This window comes from Acinetobacter towneri (assembly GCF_001758345.1).
In the GTDB taxonomy this organism is placed as follows: Bacteria; Pseudomonadota; Gammaproteobacteria; order Pseudomonadales; family Moraxellaceae; genus Acinetobacter; species Acinetobacter towneri_A.
This window is the reverse complement of record NZ_MKQS01000012.1, coordinates 54,445-72,243: the sequence shown is the minus strand read 5'-3', so window position 1 is coordinate 72,243 and position 17,799 is coordinate 54,445. Positions and strand designations below refer to the sequence as shown.

Annotated in this window: 15 protein-coding genes; 10 read left to right on the top strand and 5 right to left on the bottom strand. The window is 41.9% G+C overall.

Going from position 1 to position 17,799, the window contains the following annotated elements; all coding sequences use genetic code 11:
* Positions 1-72: 72 nt before the first annotated feature.
* Positions 73-948: a glutamate racemase gene (murI, locus tag BJN41_RS07965; protein ID WP_019836042.1), complete on the bottom strand. Its 876-nt coding sequence runs from the start codon at positions 946-948 to the stop codon at positions 73-75.
* A 46-nt stretch (positions 949-994) separates the two neighbouring features.
* Positions 995-1,606 carry a DUF1285 domain-containing protein gene (locus BJN41_RS07960; protein ID WP_070154412.1) on the bottom strand — a complete coding sequence of 204 codons (612 nt, stop codon included), beginning with the start codon at positions 1,604-1,606 and terminating at the stop codon, positions 995-997.
* Between the two features lie 195 nt (positions 1,607-1,801).
* Here BJN41_RS07960 and BJN41_RS07955 point away from each other — a divergent pair, with 195 nt between their 5' ends.
* Positions 1,802-3,514 (top strand): electron transfer flavoprotein-ubiquinone oxidoreductase, encoded by a 1,713-nt coding sequence (locus BJN41_RS07955; protein WP_070154410.1) that lies wholly within the window; start codon positions 1,802-1,804, stop codon positions 3,512-3,514.
* A gap of 408 nt (positions 3,515-3,922) precedes the next feature.
* Complete coding sequence (locus tag BJN41_RS07950) at positions 3,923-5,056, top strand: hypothetical protein (RefSeq protein ID WP_070154408.1); 1,134 nt, start codon at positions 3,923-3,925, stop codon at positions 5,054-5,056.
* Between the two features lie 572 nt (positions 5,057-5,628).
* Here the strand turns inward: BJN41_RS07950 and tusA are convergent.
* The gene (tusA, locus tag BJN41_RS07945) at positions 5,629-5,889 is read right to left on the bottom strand and encodes a sulfurtransferase TusA (RefSeq protein WP_070154406.1); all 261 of its coding nucleotides are present in this window, start codon (positions 5,887-5,889) and stop codon (positions 5,629-5,631) included.
* Positions 5,890-6,087: 198 nt separating this feature from the next.
* Between tusA and BJN41_RS07940 the strand changes: the two genes are divergently transcribed.
* Both BJN41_RS07940 and lnt read left to right on the top strand, forming a co-directional pair.
* The gene (locus BJN41_RS07940; RefSeq protein WP_019836047.1) at positions 6,088-6,927 is read left to right on the top strand and encodes a CBS domain-containing protein; all 840 of its coding nucleotides are present in this window, start codon (positions 6,088-6,090) and stop codon (positions 6,925-6,927) included.
* Positions 6,924-8,480 carry an apolipoprotein N-acyltransferase gene (lnt, locus tag BJN41_RS07935; protein ID WP_070154404.1) on the top strand — a complete coding sequence of 519 codons (1,557 nt, stop codon included), beginning with the start codon at positions 6,924-6,926 and terminating at the stop codon, positions 8,478-8,480. Before BJN41_RS07940 ends, lnt begins: the two co-directional genes overlap by 4 nt.
* Positions 8,481-8,602: 122 nt before the next feature.
* Here the strand turns inward: lnt and gspG are convergent, their stop codons facing one another.
* Both gspG and gspF read right to left on the bottom strand, forming a co-directional pair.
* Positions 8,603-9,037 carry a type II secretion system major pseudopilin GspG gene (gspG, locus tag BJN41_RS07930; protein ID WP_019836048.1) on the bottom strand — a complete coding sequence of 145 codons (435 nt, stop codon included), beginning with the start codon at positions 9,035-9,037 and terminating at the stop codon, positions 8,603-8,605.
* Positions 9,038-9,113: 76 nt separating this feature from the next.
* Positions 9,114-10,319, bottom strand: a complete 1,206-nt coding sequence (gene gspF, locus BJN41_RS07925) for a type II secretion system inner membrane protein GspF (RefSeq protein WP_019836049.1) — start codon at positions 10,317-10,319, stop codon at positions 9,114-9,116.
* Positions 10,320-10,470: 151 nt separating this feature from the next.
* On the opposite strand from gspF, the gene BJN41_RS07920 reads away from it, so the two are divergent.
* From BJN41_RS07920 to BJN41_RS07895, 6 genes are all read left to right on the top strand, one after another.
* Entirely contained in the window at positions 10,471-12,693 is a 2,223-nt protein-coding gene (locus BJN41_RS07920) for a primosomal protein N' (protein WP_070154402.1), read from the top strand.
* A gap of 72 nt (positions 12,694-12,765) precedes the next feature.
* Positions 12,766-14,607, top strand: coding sequence for a monovalent cation:proton antiporter-2 (CPA2) family protein (locus BJN41_RS07915; protein WP_070154401.1), 1,842 nt, complete (start codon positions 12,766-12,768; stop codon positions 14,605-14,607).
* A 50-nt stretch (positions 14,608-14,657) separates the two neighbouring features.
* The gene (gene hslO, locus BJN41_RS07910; protein ID WP_070154399.1) at positions 14,658-15,533 is read left to right on the top strand and encodes an Hsp33 family molecular chaperone HslO; all 876 of its coding nucleotides are present in this window, start codon (positions 14,658-14,660) and stop codon (positions 15,531-15,533) included.
* A 245-nt stretch (positions 15,534-15,778) separates the two neighbouring features.
* Positions 15,779-16,243, top strand: a complete 465-nt coding sequence (locus BJN41_RS07905) for a DUF2147 domain-containing protein (RefSeq protein ID WP_070154397.1) — start codon at positions 15,779-15,781, stop codon at positions 16,241-16,243.
* A gap of 309 nt (positions 16,244-16,552) precedes the next feature.
* Positions 16,553-17,014 (top strand): DUF2147 domain-containing protein, encoded by a 462-nt coding sequence (locus BJN41_RS07900; RefSeq protein WP_070154395.1) that lies wholly within the window; start codon positions 16,553-16,555, stop codon positions 17,012-17,014.
* A 382-nt stretch (positions 17,015-17,396) separates the two neighbouring features.
* On the top strand, positions 17,397-17,732 hold the full coding sequence (locus BJN41_RS07895) for a chaperone modulator CbpM (RefSeq protein ID WP_026437978.1): 336 nt from the start codon (positions 17,397-17,399) through the stop codon (positions 17,730-17,732).
* The last annotated feature ends 67 nt before the right edge of the window (positions 17,733-17,799 follow it).

The following is a 17,799-nucleotide window of genomic DNA, read 5'->3' as shown; positions in this document are numbered from 1 at the left end:
CCTATTGCCATTACAAGTCAGTCACCGTCTACTTGCAATGCCTTTCCCCAATTGTAAAAAATTATCTTAAACTCAGTCCACAGTACTCACATTTGCGATACTCCAAGAAATATTGCCTGGAATAAGATGCTGCAACACGGGTTTTAATTGTTCTGCATTGTTCCCGCTGACATAACACGCGATTTGTAATGTATCTGCCACACTTTGGTCAAATAATAACTCATTTTTAATTAAAATGCGGGAAGTTTGACGTGCAACGGCAATTCCTGAGTCAATTAATGTCAGTTTGTGACCAAAAATGGACTCAATCGCAGGTTTTAAGAAAGGATAATGGGTGCAACCGAGTACCAAATAGTCCGCTCCCTGATCGACCACAGGTTGCAAACTATGCTGTAAGGAACTTAAACACGCCTCGCTCATTTGCGCACCTTGCTCAACAAAAGGCACTAAATCTAGATTGGTGACATTCAAGACACGGACTTGAGCAGGAATCGCAAAACGCTGCATCACATCTTTAATGAGTTGCCCACGAAAAGTGGCAGGTGTCGCAAGTACAGCCACTGTTTTGGTTTGGCTATTTAATACAGCAGGCTTTAAAGCAGGCACTAAACCAATAATAGGAAAATCTTCGCCGTAATGGTCGCGCAGATAATCTAGACTAAAAGCTGAAGCTGTATTACACGCCACGACTGCAACTTTACACCCTTGTCGATATAACCATTCGATTGCAGCTGCAGTGAGTTCCCGAATATTTTGATCATCGCGTGGGCCGTACGGCACGTGTGCTGTATCGGCATAATACACAATGCTTTCATTAGGCAAATATTCTGCAATTTCAATAGCAACCGACAAGCCTCCTATGCCCGAATCAAAAATACCAATTGGCGCACTGGCTTGTGCTTTTGGCATAGCTTGATTTAAGGGAGAAACAGGATGAATGGCTGTCATAGCAAGAGATTCAGCAATACAAAATAGAATGAATAAAGCTTAAACCTCAGCTGCTTAAATGCAAGTGCAAATCACCACTTTTCAACGATAAAATCGTTTCGCCCTGCGCATTTTCACTCAGCTCACCCAATTCCACCAAATGTAAAAAAGCCGCACGCTGAATCAGGGCATTAATACTAAAACGCACATGCACATAAGGACGCAGCTCACCTGCATATTCACGCATAAAAATAGGATGCTCGGCATCAACAATCACAATATCCTGATGTGTAGTGATAAGTTGAATATAATTTTGCTGTCCGATTTCGACCACATCAACCTGATTGATGAACAAAGGCTCATCTTCTACCTGGATTTCAATTTGTTCCACGGGGGTTTTTAAATAAAACTTGCCCTGCTCTTTCCATAACACACTAGAAAACAGATCAACCAATGCCTGACGTTTGATCAATTGACCTTCGTGCCACCATTCTCCATTGGCTTTGACCAGCAAATCCATTGCTCCACAATGCTTTGGATGCCATTGCTCCAAAGGAGGGATTGATCTTTTGTGACCTGACTGTCCAGTTTTTATATATTGTGCAATGTGCATTAAATTTTTATTATCAGCCGTAGCTACATTTTCTGTCGGTTTGATTGAATTATCGTCATGCTTCATGCTGCAGTACCTTACTGACGGAAAAATAATACGATTCAGCCAATTGGCTAAGACTCGGTTTAAAACTATACTAGCTCACAATACTTACCCATACTGTAAAAGACACGATTAAATTTGTGTCTGGCAACTAAAAATACTCATGGCAGCACCGTTGCTTGATGCGGTTGCCACCTTCAATTATATGAGGAGTCCTACATGGAACACATCGAACGTGAATCGATGGAGTTTGACGTAGTCATCGTAGGCGCAGGCCCTGCGGGTCTTTCTGCTGCGATCAAAATTCGTCAACTTGCAATTGAAAACAATTTAAATGATCTGTCCGTTTGTGTGGTCGAAAAAGGCTCTGAAGTTGGTGCGCATATCCTTTCTGGTGCTGTGCTCGAACCGCGTGCGATCAATGAGTTATTCCCTAACTGGAAAGAAGAAGGTGCGCCTTTAAATGTGCCTGTGACTGAAGATAAAACTTTCTTCTTGATGTCACCTGAAAAAGCCCAGCAAGCACCGCATTGGATGGTACCTAAAACCATGCATAACGATGGTAACTACGTGATCTCGCTAGGCAACGTGGTGCGTTGGTTAGGTCAAAAAGCCGAAGAATTAGAAGTTTCTATTTTCCCTGGCTTTGCGGCATCTGAAATTCTGTACCATGCCGATGGTACGGTTAAAGGTATCCAAACCGGTGACATGGGCATTGGTAAAGATGGCGAGCCAACACATAACTTCACACCAGGTTATGAGTTACATGCCAAATACACCATTTTTGCAGAGGGCTGCCGTGGTCATTTAGGTAAGCGTTTAATCCAACAATTCAATTTGGATAAAGATGCCGATCCACAACACTACGGGATTGGTATTAAAGAACTTTGGGAAATTGACCCTGCAAAACACAAACCAGGTTTGGTGATGCATGGTGCAGGCTGGCCATTAAGTGAAACAGGTTCTTCAGGCGGTTGGTGGTTATACCACGCTGAAAACAACCAAGTTACTTTAGGTATGATTGTGGACTTGTCTTATACCAACCCACACATGTATCCATTTATGGAAATGCAGCGTTGGAAAACCCACCCTCTAATTAAACAGTATCTAGAAGGCGGCAAACGTATTTCTTATGGTGCGCGTGCTGTGACCAAAGGTGGCTTTAATTCATTACCAAAACTCACTTTCCCAGGTGGCTCTTTAATTGGTGATGATGCAGGCTTCTTAAACTTTGCCAAAATCAAAGGCTCACATACAGCTATGAAGTCGGGCATGCTTTGCGGTGAAGCGGTATTTGAAGCGATTGCTGCAGGTGTCGCAAAAGGCGGTGACTTGGCGATTGCTCGTGTAACTGAAGGCGAAGATTTCTTTGTGAAAGAGCTAACAGCATACACTGAAAAATTCAACAACAGCTGGCTTAAAGAAGAACTTTATAGCGCACGTAACTTTGGCCCTGCAATGCATAAGTTTGGTCAATGGATGGGCGGTGCGTTTAACTTTATCGACCAGAACGTGTTTAAAGTACCATTTACCTTGCATGATTTGGTACCTGATTTCAGCGCACTCAAAACTGTAGATACAACCAGCTTTAAACCGAACTATCCAAAACCAGATGGCAAGCTGACTTTTGATCGTTTATCTTCAGTGTTCGTATCGAATACCGTACATGAAGAAAATCAGCCAGCGCACTTAAAGCTAACTGATGCCTCTATTCCAGTGAACGTAAACTTGCCGAAATGGGATGAGCCTGCTCAGCGCTACTGCCCTGCGGGTGTTTATGAAATCATGGAAAATGATGATGGTTCAAAACGCTTCCAGATTAACGCAGCCAACTGTGTTCACTGTAAGACCTGTGACATCAAAGACCCATCACAAAACATCACTTGGGTAACTCCTGAGGGGGGTGGTGGTCCGAACTACCCGAATATGTAATTGCGAATCGCAATTGAGAAATCCAAAAGCAGTGCCTCGGCACTGCTTTTTTTATACACAGTTTACAAAATTACCAAGATCTCATAATCCCTTACATTTTTCAGGTATTTCTCTATTCAAAAGCAGGCGATTGAATAACTTTCCTTGTTATGCTGTTTTTGCTTATTTTTTATCTTTTCTATTTTTAGTTTTTTATTTCGTTTTTTCAGACTTGAACAACCGAAAATGTTGTTATGTCAGCTTTTATACAATGCTATTCGGCATTTTATGCAGCACTTAGCACGGTAGCAAAATGTTGTAGATGCTGACTAAAACTGACTTGAGTGGAGTATAAAGCAGTACTTTGAGTTTTATCTTGCTCAAGCATTTGGTTGTTCTTCTTATTTTCATTAGAAGAGGAATTCCAACATGCTTAATTTAACAGACACCCTCAACCAACTTAAAAATGTGCAGGCACAACCTGCAGTCAGCTTATTTCTACCCACACATCGTACCTTTCCAGACAATCAGCAAGATGTGATTGCTCTTAAAAACCAACTTAAACAACTCGAAGAACGCCTGTTGGCAGACTATGACAAACGTCTGGTGGCACAAATTTTAGAACAGATTCATCATCAAACCAAAGATTTGAATCCCAACTACCATTTAGACAGTCTGGCTATTTTTGCCACAGCCGACAGTGCACAAGTACTGCGTCTGCCATTCCCTACCCAAGAACGTATTGTGATTGATCAACAATTTTCAGTGCGTGATTTTATTCGTGAGCTATCTTATGCAGTGCAATACTATGTGGTAGTGATCAGTCGTGAAATTGGACGTCTGATTAAGGCCTCCAATGATCGTGTAATCCATGAGTTTTCTGTAGATGACAGCGACTTGAATGAACGACTGCCACATGGTGCATTTCCTGTTCAAAATGATAACTTATATAGCACCAGCGGTGCAGAACGTGCCACAGCCGCCAATGAAGACCGTTTACTCAAAGAGTTTTTAAACCGTATCGATAAAAATGTGCAAACTGTACGTGCCAGTGAGCCATTGGGCTTGGTCATTGTGGGTGATCGACGCAATATCRGTTTTTATGAATCTATTTGCGACCAACCCAATGCCATTATTTTCAGTGTAGATAACGTCACTCAGCTAGAACAAGGCAGCGCACAACRCATTATTGACAGTATTCAGACCGAGCTAAAAAGCCATCAACAACAATTGCATCAGCAACATGCGCAGCAACTGGATGAACTCTATGCCAGTGACCGTGTTGTGACCGATCTGCAGCAAATTTATCAGGCAGTGTTGCAAAATAATGTCGATACTTTATATGTTCAACAAGGCTACATGCAGACGGGTTGGGTCGATACCGACCAGCAACGAATTTATCTAGATCAAGCGCACGCACCTGACAGCGCACAAGCCACAGACGATGTGATCAACCATATTATTGATGCAGCACAGCAACACGCTGCCAATATCGTATTTATTCCTGCCGATTATTTACAGTCCAAAGCACCACTGACTTTAATGAGTCGCTATGCGGTCTAAAACTCAGTCCATTTGACTGTGATCTAAAAAACAGCTATGCAGATTTATCTACATGGCTGTTTCAATCAAGATTCAAACTTCTCATTCATACGCAAATCTACGCTTTTTCATGACTTTCTCATGAATAAAACGATCAATTAGAATCGAGTCGTTACCGCCAACTGTACCCGATGACTGTCGCTATGTGATCGCCCGCTATATTCATAATTCAAATTGAGAAACTCACACTCTAAAAATTATTTCTTATACAACACACAGAGCTTTGTTAGATTTTGCACAAGCACACAACTTGCCCTATAAATGCAGAAAAGTTGAAAAGTCCCTTAAAAAATGTGTAGCAGATAACGCAACTCGTGGATCGTTTCGCCATTTTTTAACTCAAACTGTGAAGCAGGTGGGATTGATGCAAAATTGATGAAAAATTAAAAATAAAGTTGAACGTCATGGCTAAAAACACAAAAGGCATATTTCAACTTGCATGAATTGCAAATGAAATATGCCTATATGGATCACATGACTATTTTATCGTGTTTAAATTATAGTGTTCTAAAAGTGCTGAGGCTAATTTTTGCCTATTCGCCTTTTTTCACCAAATAATGAAATTCTTTATTGCCTTGCTCATCTAAGCGTTCTTCTTGCAATAACAACTCATGCCCCAAATGCATACAAAATTTTGGAATATCCCAAGACGTCGAATTGTCAGTTGCAAATACTTCAACCACATCGCCAGACTTAGATTTGCGAATGGCTTGATGCAACATCATCACAGGTTCAGGGCAACGCAAACCGCGAGTATTCAGTTGAATGCTAGGTGTGACAGGAAGTTCAGACATGCACAGACTCGGTATTAAAACATCGGGCTAGTTTAGCATAAAGCGCAGCCTTGTTTTATGTGTTCCCAATACGCAAAGCAGCACACCTGCGTGACGTAATTGCCGTCATTTTCTACCAAGATTAGCAATAGACAACTGTATTTTCTAAGGTATGATTAAGCTAAGTTTTTTAGATATAAAGAGTCTTTAGGAAAGATCATGCACGAGGAATCAGGCCCATCGTGGGGTATGCGTGGCCTAAGAAAATGGTTAGGCACAGCACCAGAAACCCGCGATGAATTGCTAAAATTAGTACAAGATTCACGTCGTTTTTTAGAACCCGATACGGTGGCAATGCTCGAGGGTGTTCTAGATTTACCTGCCACCAAAATCCGTGAAGTCATGACCCCACGTACCACAATGATTAGCTTACAGGAAGATGATGAGCTACTCGATATTTTGCATGTACTGGTCGAATCAGCACATTCACGTTTTCCTGTGTTCTCATCTGATCAACCCGACAACGTGGTGGGGATTTTATTAGCCAAAGACTTATTGCCTTTACTGACCGAACAAAGCACTAAAGTTGATATACGTGCCTTAATGCGTCAGCCGTTATTTGTGCCTGAAAGTGCTCGTTCAGACCAAGTATTGCGTATGCTCAAAAATACCCAAACCCATATTGCGGTAGTAATTGATGAGTATGGCACCACTTCGGGCTTGGTTACTTTAGAAGATATTTTGGAAGAAATTGTCGGTGAAATTGAAGATGAACACGACAATATTGACGAAGAAGCAGAATACATTATCCCCGATAACGACCCAAAAACTGCAAATACTTGGTTAGTACAAGCACTTACACCAATCGAACATTTTAATAATGTTTTAGATGCAGATTTTTCTGACGATGAAGTAGAAACTGTGGGTGGTTTATTGCTTCAGAAAATTGGTTTGGTGAGTGATTTGCAAGGGCAAGTGATTGTGATTGGCAATTGGGAATTCACCATTCTTGAAGCAGATGCCCGCACTATTCATCTGATTCGAGCCGTACGTCAATGAGGACTTTTTTTTCCAAGCTGTCTAATCCTGCAGAACATCAACAACTACCCTTAATTTATCCATTAATCATTGCTCTATTGGCGGGTTCAGTGTTTAGTTTTGCACTTGCTCCCTATCATTATTGGTGGATTGCCTTACTTTCTCCCGCTTTACTGTATGCGACCTTAAGCAAACGCACCCCGAAACAGGCCTTTTTGATTGGTTGGTCTTATGGGATTGGACTGTGGTTTGTCGGGGTTTTTTGGCTCTACACCTCTATTCATGTCTATGGCGACACCAATGCCTTTCTAAGCGTACTGATGATTGTCATTATGGCGCTGTTAATGGGGTTATTTACTGCCATACAAACTTGGTTGTATCGTCGATTTTTCCCTGAAACACCCCTGACTTTTGCACCGCTCTGGGTGTTGTTTGAATGGGCAAAAACTTGGGTCTTTACAGGTTTTCCGTGGCTGTTTGCAGGTTATGCTTTCACTGAACGCTTTTTGGATAGCTATGCACCACTGTTTGGTATTTTCGGCGTGTCTTTTGCGGTCATTCTACTGGCCTGTGCGTYGGTTGAAGTCCTTAAAAAGCGTATCTTCTGGCTGATTCCATCGGCAATTTTACTCTTGGGTGCATGGGGGGCAGCGCAGATCAGTTTTGTAACTGCAAAATCTGAAAAGCCGCTCTCGGTTTCTCTGATTCAAGGTAACATCCCTCAAGACTTAAAATGGCTCACCGAATACCAAATCAAGACCTTGGAAATTTATACCCGCTTAACCCGAACTGAATGGGGACGCGATATTATTGTCTGGCCTGAATCGTCCATTCCAATGTTCCAGACCGATATTGAACCGTTTTTGGATGCCATGAAAACACAGGCTGAAAAAACAGGCAGTTCGTGGGTGACGGGTATTCCGTATTGGGACTTGCCTGAATCACAAGTGCAGCAACATCCCATGTATTACAACAGCATTATGGCAACGGGAGATGCGGCAGAAGGATTATATAAAAAGCAACGTCTGGTGCCTTTTGGCGAATATATTCCGCTTTCAGGTTTACTCAGCTGGGTATTGCCTGCGATGCAAAATGACCCATCCATGAGTGGCTTCTCACGTGGTGCATCTGAGCAAAAACCACTGGCAATTAAACAGCATCATTTAGGGGCAGCCATTTGTTATGAAGTGGCTTATCCAAACCTAACCCGTCGCAATGCCAGCAAAAGTGACTTTTTAGTAACAGTATCCAATGATGCTTGGTTTACGGGTACTGCAGGGCCGTTGCAACATTTACAAATGGTACAAATGCGTGCCAAAGAAAATGGACGTTGGTTTATTCGTGCCACCAATACAGGGGTGACTGCATTTATTGACCATCATGGACATATTGTCAAACAAGCGCCAATGGATCAGGAGTTTGTACTGCGTGGAGATCTGCCTGCCATGCAAGGTCAAACGCTGTACACTCAACTCAGCGATTGGCCTGTGCTGATTTTCTCATTGCTGTTGTTAATTCTAGGGTGGATTTATCGACCACGTCAGGTAGATGTATCGTTTAAATCACGTCGTTAATAGTACTGTTCAATAGTGCTTAGAAACGACCATTCAAAAAAAAACCGAGCGCTTAATGCTCGGTTTTTTTATGGAAACTCACTAAATCAGGATATACAGATTCAGCCCATCTTCCATTTCCATTAAGGCTGATAATAAATATCGGCATCGGTGCCTTCACCACCTTGCTGACCATCTGCACCAAAAGAATACAAGTCAAACGGACGACCTTCTGAACCTGGAATCACATATTGAATGTCATTGTCCCAGCTGTCTTTCGGATAGCCTCCTTTCACATAACCGCCTGGCAACCAGTTTTTAGCCGAAGCAGGCTGATTCACCAAGGCATCTAAACCACCATCTTGCATAGAGGGATATTTTTGATTATCAAGTTTGTATTGATCGAGTGCGCCAGCCACACCTTTTAAGGTAATTACCGTGGTATCGACTTTGGCTTTTTCACCACGTCCCATTACATTCGGTACGATTAAAGCCGCCAACACACCTAAAATTACAATCACCACCATGACTTCAATCAGGGTAAAACCTGACTGTTTGCTCGATTGCTTCTGTTTCATTCCATCTCTCTCATTTATTGATATCAATTCGACATTTATTTTCGGTTCAGTTTGAAGAACCATGCTTTAAATTGATTTAAATCATATTGTTCATATTCACAATTGGCAGCATGACCGCAATCACAATCACCAGTACAATACTCGCCATCAGTACCAACATCAACGGTTCTAATAGTGCCAAAAGGGTGGAAATAAGCGTAGTCACTTCACGGTCTTGCATATCTGAAGCACGTGACAGCATACGGTCTAACTCGCCCGAAGCTTCACCACTTTTGATCATTTGTACCATCATCGGTGGGAAATAACCACTACGCTCCAATTGCGTCGCCAAGTTGCCACCTTCAGTGACTTTTTCTGCTGCCAAATTGACCGCATCTCGAATGACCCAGTTGTTACTGACCGCAGCACCAATTTTTAGCGCATCCACCAAAGGCACACCCGACTGAGTCAAAATAGACAAGGTACTGGCAAAACGGGCAGCATTAATCCCACGTGATAATTTTGCAAATAACGGCAACTTTAAGGTTAAACGGTCAAAGGCATAATGTCCTGCGGTGGTGCGTAAAAAACGCGCCAAAAACAATACTCCGACCACACAAACCACCAGTAAAAACGGCCATGCAACACGAATAAAGTCACTGGCTTTCATTAATGCCACAGTGATCCACGGCAAGGCGTCTTTACTTTGATCAAAGGTTTTAACAATATCGGGTACGACATAGGTCATTAGACCCATCACAATCGCAAAAGACATCAGCATTAAAATGATGGGATAAATCATCGCCCCTTGAATTTTTTTCTGCATGGCAAAGCGGTTTTCGGTGTAATCTGCCAATTGTTCCAAAATTAAATCCAAATGCCCCGAACGCTCGCCTGCTGCAATAGTGGCAATATATAAATCTGGAAAACGCCCCGATTGTTGTAAAGCATTGGCCAATGAATAACCTTCCAATACTTTGGAACGCACCGACATCAGCAAATTTTGCACATGGGCTTTTTCACTTTGTTTACCCACAGCACGAACGGCTTCTTCTAAAGGAATCGCAGCAGCCACCAAAACCGATAACTGACGGGTCAGCAAAGCCAAATCATAGGCTGTGATTTTTTTCTTAAACCACTGTTTGCCACTGTGTTTATCTTTTTGTTCAACGGCATCGACACTGACAGGAATCCATTCTTTGTCGCGTAATTGCTGACGGATTTGTCGTGCAGAATCACCCTCTAAAACACCTTTTTGCTGCTTCCCTGAAGCGTCAATGGCCGTAAATTGATATGCTGGCATTGTAATGCTCTAATTTTCCAAAATTTCTTGCAACGCGGTTGCGTCTGACCACTAAAATCATTCATATTCTTAGATACAAATTCTGTGCTCACTCTAACACATGCCAAAGTCGAGCACGAAGCCATTTTCACAGGACGATACGACTTTTTCTATGCCAGATTCCACTTTAGCCCCACAGCCTGTTTATCGTATTCGAGTGGCTGTGCCTGTGTATCTTTACGACTGCTTCGATTATATGCTCAGTGCAGCTCAATATCAGCAAGCAGAAGTAGGCGCGCGGGTCTTGGTTTCTTTTGGTCGGCAAAACTTGGTCGGGATTATTGTCGAAAAACTAGCACTCGATACTCCAATTGATCCACGTTTTAAACTCAAAGCCATTAGCGAACTGTTAGATGAGCAAGCGATTTTAGACCCTAAAGTTTTAACTTTGTTGACATGGTCGGCACAATATTATCAATTCCCGATTGGTGAGGTGATGCAAAGCGCCTTGCCAAGTTTATTGCGCCAAGCCAAACCCTATAATTTATTGGCACGCACTTGGAAATTATTGGATGCACATGCCGAAGTCAAAATTACACGTTCGGAAAAACAACAACAAGCCTATAAAATTTTAAAGCTGCATCCTTCAGGCACTTCTGAAAATATTTTAAATTTGGCAGGTATTGAAACTGCAACTCTAAAAGCCTTGGCAAATAAAGAAATTTGCGCATGTGTTTTGGAAGCCCAAGATTTTAGCCCGATGCCCGTGACTTTGGCGCAAATGCCTTTAACCCCTAATCCAGATCAGAAAAAAGCAATTGACACTGTACTTAAAGTACGACAGCAATATAAGGCATTTTTGCTAGATGGTTTAACGGGCAGCGGCAAAACTGAAGTGTATTTGCACATCATGTATGAGGTGCTGAAACAGGGCAAACAGGTGTTGGTGTTAGTGCCTGAAATTGGTCTAACGCCACAAACCATTAGCCGTTTCCAGTCACGTTTTCATTGCCACATTGCCCTCTTACATTCAGGTTTAAATGATTCCAAGCGTTTGCAGGCATGGCAAGCCGCTCAAACGGGTAAAGCCTCAATTATTTTAGGTACACGCTCAGCCATTTATACCCCATTGCCAAATTTAGGCTTGATTATTTTGGATGAAGAACACGACCTGTCTTTTAAACAGCAGGAAGGTTTTCGCTACCATGCTCGTGATGTTGCGCTCTATCGTGCCCATCTGGAAAATTGCCCCGTTATTTTAGGTTCGGCGACTCCAAGCGTTGACAGCTATGCCTTAGTCGATCAAGGTAAAATGCAATGTCTGGAGTTAAATCAACGTGCTGGCACGGCACTCATGCCCAAAATCCACTTGATTGATTTAAAAATTGCCAAAAAACAGCACGGTATTAGCCAACAATTGATTGATGAAATCAAAAAACGTCTGGCCAAAAAAGAACAAGTCTTGGTGTTTTTAAACCGACGCGGCTATGCACCTGTGCTGATTTGTGAAAGCTGCGCATGGCAAGCCAAATGCCCGAATTGTGATGCCAACTTTACCTTGCATCATCAACCTTATACGCATTTACATTGCCACCACTGCGGTACAATTCATCGTAAACCTGAGCAATGCCCTGCCTGCAACCATACAGAACTCAAACCAATTGGCATGGGCACTGCAAAAGTCGAAGACAGTTTAAATGAGCTGTTTCCAACTGTAGACGTCATTCGGGTAGATCGGGACTCGACCAGCCGAGTAGGAAGTTGGCAAAAAATTTATGACCGCATCCAACGCAGTGAACCGCTAATTTTATTGGGCACGCAAATGCTGGCCAAAGGGCATCATTTTCCGTATGTGACCTTGGTGGCAATTTTAGATATTGATTCAGGCTTACTTAGTGTGGATATTCGCGCACCTGAACGCACAGCTCAACTGATTGTGCAAGTGGCGGGACGTGCAGGGCGTGGTGAGCATAAAGGTGATGTTTATTTGCAAAGTGTGCGTCCCGATCATCCACTTCTCACGACATTAGTCGAGGGAGATTACCGCAAGTTTGCCAAACAAAGTTTAAAAGAACGCAAAGCTGCACAATTACCGCCTTATCGTTACAGTGCTTTGATTCGTTGTGAATCTAAAAGTCAGGAATTAAACCAGCAATTTTTACAACAACATGCACAATGGCTTAGAGAACATTCAGAACAATTAATTGAAATTTGGGGACCGATTCCTGCGCCAATGGAGCGTAAAGCAGGACGTTTCCATGCACATATGGTGTTGTTGTCTAAAGATCGGGCACGCTTACATTTTTATATCAGGAACTGGTGGCAAAATATGTTGCATGAAAAGCCATCCAGCATGAAACTAAGTTTAGATATAGATCCGCAAGAATTTAGCTAATACTGTAAATTGAAACTTAGCTGTATCAGCACTTATTTCAATAATCCACCGCTTTAAACTTTGGATGACCACATGTCCTTATTGTTACAAATAACCATTTTTCTAGGCGCTTCATTGGTTTTGGTTCCCTTACTAAAACGCTTTGGTATTGCGACCGTATTGGGCTATTTGTTTACAGGCATTTTGCTAGGGCCTAGCGTCTTCAATATTGCCAGCGACCCCGATGATATTCAGGAACTGGCAGAATATGGTGTGGTGTTCCTGATGTTTATTATTGGCTTAGAACTGCGTCCACAACGGCTGTGGGAAATGCGCAAGCCCATTTTTGTTTTGGGTAGTTTACAGGTCGGCATCACGGGTATTCTACTTGCAATCTTGGCTTTTTTTGCCTTACAGCAAGGCATTGCCTCAAGTGTGGTGATCGGTTTTGCACTGGCACTTTCGTCTACGGCCTTTGTGCTACAGATGTTGCAAGAAAAGCAGGAACTCAGCAGTAGTTATGGACAACAATCCTTTTCCATTCTGCTATTTCAAGATATTGCTGCCATTCCATTAATTGCCATTATTCCCATGTTGGCAGGTGCAGAATCGACCCATCATGGCATTGCCTATTTTGCTGCGATCATCGCGACCTTTAGTGGTCTATTCTTATTTAGTCGTTATCTCATGCGTCCATTTTTTCGCTTTGTGGCCAAAAGTGGCGCACATGAACTGATCACGGCTGTCGGGTTGTTCATTGTGCTTGGCGTGGTCAGCATTATGGATGTACTGGGCATTAGCACCACCTTAGGCGCATTTTTAACAGGCGTCTTGTTGGCAGATTCCGAGTTTAGACATGAGTTAGAAGCCAGTATTGCCCCATTCAAAGGCCTATTACTGGGCTTATTTTTTATGACAGTCGGGATGAGTACGGAACTAGCAATCTTAATGAATACCCCTTGGCTGATTGTGGGCGGTGCATTGCTGCTCATGCTCATCAAACTGATTAGCCTCACGGCCATTGCCCGCTATTTCCAATATTCTTGGCGCAATAGTTTATTGTTGGCGACTTGCTTGGCACAAGGCGGTGAGTTTGCCTTTGTGGTCCTCAGTGTCGCACAAAGTGAAAGTGTGCTCAGCCAAGCCATGCTGCAACCCCTGACCTTAATTGTGACTTTATCGATGGTGCTGACCCCAATTTTATATTGGTTGATGAGCAGTCAAATTATCCCCCGCCTAGAACGTGAAAAAACGCCTGAATATGACGAAATTCCCGATACACATCACCCTATGATTATTGCGGGTTTTGGTCGTTTTGGACAAATTATTGCCCGTGTGGCGTACTTGCAGCATCTGCACTTTACTGCCATCGACAGCAATATGGATAAAATTGATTTCGTGCGAAATTACGGCGGTAAAGTCTATTATGGCGACGCGACTCAACCTGAAATTTTACGTGCCGCAGGCATCGAGCATGCCAAAATCTTTATTCTCGCGATTGATGATATTGAAGATTCAATGAATGTGGCACGACATATTCGCCTGAATTATCCAGCTCTAAAATTATTGGTACGCGCCCGTGATCGGCATCATGTGCATTTATTGCGGGATTTGGGCGTCAACTATATTTGGCGTGAAACGTATTTATCCTCTTTAGGCATGGCTTATCAGGCTTTACGTGATTTGGGTATTAATGAAGAAGATGCATATAAAAGTATTGAGCTGTTCCGTGATTATGATGAACAACTCTTGGCACAACAGCAGCATATATATACCGATGAACAAAAAGTGTATGAAACCCATCGTAACGCTTTGGCCGAACTAGAACACCTGTTTGAAAGTGATGCACAAAACCGTGAAATGCCCTTGGGTGTCGATTTAAAACGTGGATTGCATAACGGTCATATAGATGTAACACGTGATGCAGCAAACTGACTTGTGTTTTACAATATTGCCACCATTAAAACAGGGTTATGGAGAATTTTATGTCTGATTTACGCCAACGCTTTTTTATTGAAGATAGCCCTGTTCGTGGTGAAGTAGTTCATCTCGAAGAAACTTTGCAAACCATTTTGAAACAACGTGATTATGTGCCTGCGGTACAAGTGTTGTTGGGAGAAATGCTTTGTGCCACTGCCCTGCTAGCCAGTACCCTAAAAATTAAAGGGCGTATTAGCTTACAAATTCAGGCATCTGGGACATTTAAATGGGCCATGGCGGAATGTAACCACTTGGGTGAAGTTCGTGCGTTGGCAGAGTATGAAGAAGACCCACGCTTTTTACATGCTGAAGACAGCAGCACCGTCCTGAAAAGTTTGGTCAGTCCTGTGTTGTTTATTAATATCGAACCTGAATTTGGTGAGCGTTATCAAGGTATCGTGCCTTTAGACAAAGCCAATTTAGCTGAATGTTTAATGCAGTATTACGATTTATCTGCACAAATTCCAACCCGTATTGTGTTGGCAAGCAATGCCGAACGTGCGGGCGGTTTGCTCATTCAATTGTTACCGCGTAACAGTGAAGAAGAACAACAACGGGTCGATGAAGATTTATGGCCACGCGTGACCATGCTGACAGAAACCTTAAAAGCAGAAGAATTAACTGATTTAGATGTCAATGAAATTTTGTACCGTTTATACAATGAAGAACAAGTCCGTTTGCCTGAGGTGGAAGCCTTGCGTTTTGGTTGCACTTGCTCCAAAGAACGCTGTGCCAATGCATTAATTCAAATTGGTGTTTCTGCGGTAAGGGAAACTTTGGAATACCAGAATCCAATTACTATGGATTGCCAATTCTGCAGCACACAATATAGCTTTAGTGCCGAAGAAGCCTTGGGTTTATTTGGAGAACATCTCAGCTAAATTGCATGATCGAATGCCATGATTAATATGTGATGCAATCCAAAAAACTCAATAAAAATGAGCAGTCCATTTTGCTCATTTTTATTTGCCTGATGGCCATCTTCAAAACCTATTATTTTTTATTTTTCATGTAATTAATTTCATAAAACTTTCATACAATTAAAAAAAATACCGCATCAATAGGGTATCAGTAATCCTATATTTTTTATGCCATTAGGCTGCTTCTTCTGTGGGATATTGACTTTATGAACACCCAATTCTTCTCTCGTTTAGCATTCATCAGCGCGATTTACTGTTCAAGTTTAGCTTATGCCGCCAATGCAGACCCACTTTTAGGCAAGTGGAAAACATTAGACTACCGCACGGATTTTTCATTGTCTGACGTGATCATGAGTCAGGATAAACAAGGCGCGTATGCCGCTACAATTATAGAACTCAGTGCAGTTCCTTGCGCGCCGCGTTTGGAAAATTGCACACTCTGCACGTGTAAAAATAAAGATAAGCCGCTGTTAGGTTTTGTTCCATTAACTCACTCAAAAGCTACGCCAAGAAATACAATTGAATTTTATGAAGGTGATTATTTAGACCCACGTACTGGTAAGCAATATAAAACTCGCGCTCGCTTAAGCAACAGCGGCAAACATTTGACCCTCTCCAATGTAGACCTTGCCACCCATGCCAGACATAAAATGACGTGGGTGAAATATTAAAAGCTCACCTAATCACAAAAATTCAGTCGCGTCACGCATCACCAATACCGTTGGCTAAAAGCACAGATGAAGCAAAAATTTAAGCCAATAGGACTCTTCCTTCCAGAATCACCATCTCAGCTCTGCGTCATTTAGAATATTTTGTAAATGCAAACGCTTGTATTTTAAATTTTCACTAAAACTCTAATTGCATGCTTATTGCACCTTTTTAATGATCAATTTGCGTATTCGGATTTTTCTTGTTATAAAGCACAAAATAGAATTTTTACTCTATTCTTTTTTAATACTTAACATGTCTGGGGAACATTAATGAAAAAAAATTATAAAGGGATTTTAGCAGGGCTAATGTTAGCCGCGCTTTCTGGTCTGAGTTTTGCTCAAAGTGACCCTCTTATTGGTAAATGGAAAACCATTGATGATCGCACAGGTTATTCACGTGCCGATGTCGAAATTCAGAAAAAGCCAGATGGTACTAATGAAGGCATTATCGTGGAAACCCGTAATATTCCAGGTGCTGAAAAAATGGTGATTTGCAGCAATTGCCCAGGTAAGTTAAAGAACACACCTTTTATTGGCTTGCCGTTTATTTGGGGTTTTAAACAAGATCCCAAAAACCCACGTGAATTTATCCAAGGCCATGTTTTAGACCCAATTGGCGGTAAAGTTTATAAAGGTAAAGCACGTTTAAACGCTAACGGTAAGCGTCTAACCTTACGTGGCTATGTAGGTGTTTCGGTGATTGGCCGCAGTGTGACATGGGTAAAATACTAATTCCTTAAACTAAGATTTTGATTTATAGGGTTCTTATTCAAGAACCCTTTTTATTGCTAAATTTTGAAACAATCATTTTTAACACCACATCACCGTTCAATCCAAATAATTGAAATAAAGGATGGCATTGAACAAAAAATAGACTAATATCTATAGAACATCTATACGCATAAGCCAAATCAGCGCATCAATATAACAGACCTGAGCACAGCAAAGGATTGGCTGAATTTCACCAAAGCAATACAAATAACTGATTCTATTACAGCGCATACAGGCTAAATTAAAGAGAAGCGCTTATTGGATATCTACCAATTATTGATGTAAAGCAATCCCTCATTTCATGCGAGCCAACTCGTTTGAATTCGATCAGAAGGAGTATGCCATGACCACTATTTTATATCGTGAAATCACTTCAGACGGACAACACACAGAAATTATTGAAGAATTTAGTCAGTTAGATTTAAAAAAATTTGCCGAAGCTTGCGGGCAAAGCCCTGAATGGGTCTTACAACTTTTAGAATATGACATCCTGCCTTCCCGCCCTGCCGAACGTATCCACCAATTTTTTGGTGAAGATGTCAGTCGTGCACGCCAAGCTTATCGGCTGCAACGTGATTTCGACGCTAGTTTTTCAGCTGTTGCTATGATGCTTGACCTGATTGATGAAGTGCAAAAATTACGCAAACAAGTTAAACATCTAAGTTTTCAACATAGTTAATCCTCACGCTCTAGCTCTGTGCTTCATCACCTTGCTGGAGCGTTTTTCTTTTTATGCCCGTAAATTT

Coding starts and splice junctions, on each gene's coding strand:
- murI (WP_019836042.1), bottom strand. CDS start 948: ATGACAGCCATTCATCCTGTTTCTCCCTTAAATCAAGCTATGCCAAAA.
- BJN41_RS07960 (WP_070154412.1), bottom strand. CDS start 1,606: ATGAAGCATGACGATAATTCAATCAAACCGACAGAAAATGTAGCTACG.
- BJN41_RS07955 (WP_070154410.1), top strand. CDS start 1,802: ATGGAACACATCGAACGTGAATCGATGGAGTTTGACGTAGTCATCGTA.
- tusA (WP_070154406.1), bottom strand. CDS start 5,889: ATGTCTGAACTTCCTGTCACACCTAGCATTCAACTGAATACTCGCGGT.
- BJN41_RS07940 (WP_019836047.1), top strand. CDS start 6,088: ATGCACGAGGAATCAGGCCCATCGTGGGGTATGCGTGGCCTAAGAAAA.
- gspG (WP_019836048.1), bottom strand. CDS start 9,037: ATGAAACAGAAGCAATCGAGCAAACAGTCAGGTTTTACCCTGATTGAA.
- gspF (WP_019836049.1), bottom strand. CDS start 10,319: ATGCCAGCATATCAATTTACGGCCATTGACGCTTCAGGGAAGCAGCAA.
- BJN41_RS07920 (WP_070154402.1), top strand. CDS start 10,471: ATGCCAGATTCCACTTTAGCCCCACAGCCTGTTTATCGTATTCGAGTG.
- BJN41_RS07915 (WP_070154401.1), top strand. CDS start 12,766: ATGTCCTTATTGTTACAAATAACCATTTTTCTAGGCGCTTCATTGGTT.
- hslO (WP_070154399.1), top strand. CDS start 14,658: ATGTCTGATTTACGCCAACGCTTTTTTATTGAAGATAGCCCTGTTCGT.
- BJN41_RS07905 (WP_070154397.1), top strand. CDS start 15,779: ATGAACACCCAATTCTTCTCTCGTTTAGCATTCATCAGCGCGATTTAC.
- BJN41_RS07900 (WP_070154395.1), top strand. CDS start 16,553: ATGAAAAAAAATTATAAAGGGATTTTAGCAGGGCTAATGTTAGCCGCG.
- BJN41_RS07895 (WP_026437978.1), top strand. CDS start 17,397: ATGACCACTATTTTATATCGTGAAATCACTTCAGACGGACAACACACA.